We start from the raw sequence: 2427 nt of genomic DNA on the forward strand, positions 1-2427 counted from the left end.
GTGCGCCACGAGGCGCCCTGTTTGTATCCCCGGCTGAGCCGGGAGGAACTCGGAAGGAGGTTTCCGGGCCGGATGACTTACCTGGATCCGAAAGGTGAAGGGGACAACAGCATGTCAGAAAACCAGTGACCGGGCCCAGTTGTCAGGGACGGTGTGCTGGGCGGCCCGCGCGATATGGCGAAGACTGGATTGTTTGAAGCCTAATCTCCAGAAGATGCAAGTTCCCATCCGCCGGAAATGACAGCTGAAACCGGCGCCGCACTCTGCTCCGGCTTCGATTGTTGGCCGGAGCACTTCCGGGGTACGGGGCGATGTCCAGCGAGGACATTCAAGGAGATGAGTGGGACGCCTGTGTCGCGCTAGAACGTACAGACAGGGACGAACGTGGGATCGCCTACGGGACGCGAGTCCTATGGCGACGGAGGCCCCGTAGTAGTCGCCGGAGTCACGACCGGCCAGGGAGGACGGGAAAGCCGTTCGCATCGGGCGAAGGGGGCCAGGTGATTCGGACACCCCGACTCGGGAGGTATGCGAAATGCAGAGCGCCAAAACGGTGTTGGGTGTCCTGCGTGAACGCGGCAGGCGTGGCCTGCCCTGTGATGAACTGTATCGGCAGCTGTTCAATCCGCAGTTGTATCTGCTGGCCTACGGGCGTATCTACGCCAACCATGGTGCGATGACGCCCGGGGTCACGTCGGAAACCGTGGACGGCATGTCACAGCGGAAGATCGACCGGATCATCGAGGCGATGCGCCACGAGCGTTACCGCTTTCGCCCGGTCCGGCGCGTTCATATCCCGAAGAAGAATGGGAAGACGCGTCCGCTGGGGCTGCCGACCTGGTCGGACAAGCTCGTCGGTGAAGTGGTCCGCCTGTTATTGGAGGCGTACTACGAACCGACGTTCTCCGGCCGCTCTCATGGGTTTCGTCCCCGCCGTGGCTGCCATACCGCTTTGCGGGAGGTGGACCACACCTGGACCGGGACGTCCTGGTTCATCGAAGGGGACATCGCCGACTGCTTCGGCAGCCTGGACCACGAGGTCCTGCTGTCGATCCTCGGCGAGAAGATCCATGACCAGCGGTTCCTGCGGCTGGTGCGCAACATGCTGACAGCCGGATATCTGGAGGACTGGAGATGGGGCGCCACGCTCTCCGGAGCGCCGCAAGGCGGGGTGGCTTCCCCGATCCTGTCCAACATCTACCTGCACAAGCTGGATGAGTTCGTCGAGACAGTTCTGATTCCGGAGTACACCCGGGGGAAGCGCCGGGCCCGCAACCCGGCCTATCTGGAGTTGCAGAATCTGCTGGCGAAAGCCCGCCGGCGCGGCGACCGGGTCCAGGCCCGCGCGCTGCGTCAGCGGATGGTGAGCCTGCCGAGCGCGGATCCTAACGATCCGGGATACCGCAGGCTGCGCTATATCCGCTACGCGGATGATCACCTCCTTGGTTTCACCGGACCGAAAGCCGAGGCCGAGCAGATCAAACAACGCCTCGGACAGTTCCTGCGTGATGAACTCAAGCTGGAACTGTCCCAGGAAAAGACACTGATCACTCACGCCCGCACCCAGGCAGCGAGGTTTCTCGGCTACGAGATCACGACCCAGCACAACGACACGAAGAAGACCGGCCGTTACCGTCGGGTCAACGGCCAGATAGCACTCCGTGTCCCACGGGACGTGATCAAAGCCAAGTGCGCCCCCTATACCGATCGCGGAAAACCCGCGAAGAAGACGGCCCTGATCAACAGCAGCGATCACGCGATCGTGGCGACCTTCGGGACCGTCTATCGGGGCGTTGTCCAGTACTACCTGCTTGCCGGAGATGTCTTCCGGCTGCATCGACTGCAATGGGTCATGGAGACTTCCATGCTCAAGACTCTTGCAGCCAAGCACCGCTCGTCCGTGTCGAAGATGGCCGCCAAGCACAAGGCCAGAATCGACACCCCCAATGGGCCCCGAGTCTGTTTCGAGGCCCGAATCGAGCGGAAGAACAGGAAACCACTGGTGGCGCGGTTCGGTGGGATTCCCCTCCAACGGCAGCGGGCGGCGGAACTCGCCGATCGTGAACCTGTCCGGGTGGACTACCCGCAGAAGGAACTCATCGCGAGACTCCTGGCGGATACCTGCGAGATCTGCGGAAGCAAGGGCAACGTGCAAGTGCACCACGTCCGCGCTCTCGCCGACCTCGCACATGCCGGATGGCAGCCTTCCGACTGGGCGCGCGTCATGCTCCATCGGCGCCGCAAAACAGTCGTGGCCTGCGACATCTGCCACGACCGTATCCATTCGGAACGGCCAGCCAGACCATTCACGCAATAGTCACTGGAGAGCCGGATGACCGGGAAACCGTCATGTCCGGTTCGGCGGGAGGCCGCGCGGAACAGGACTCGCCCTCACGGCGGGCACCTCGCCGCGCGGCCGACCCAACC

The 2427-nt window shown here is 63.1% G+C and carries 1 protein-coding gene; it reads left to right on the plus strand.

The window, feature by feature from the left end; translation table 11 throughout:
* Positions 1 to 535 precede the first annotated feature (535 nt).
* Positions 536 to 2317: a reverse transcriptase/maturase family protein gene (locus SSP08S_RS54450; RefSeq protein ID WP_019076035.1), complete on the plus strand. Its 1782-nt coding sequence runs from the start codon at positions 536 to 538 to the stop codon at positions 2315 to 2317.
* Positions 2318 to 2427 lie beyond the last annotated feature (110 nt).

The sequence above is a fragment of the Streptomyces hokutonensis genome (assembly GCF_000376565.1).
Lineage (GTDB): Bacteria > Actinomycetota > Actinomycetes > Streptomycetales > Streptomycetaceae > Streptomyces > Streptomyces hokutonensis.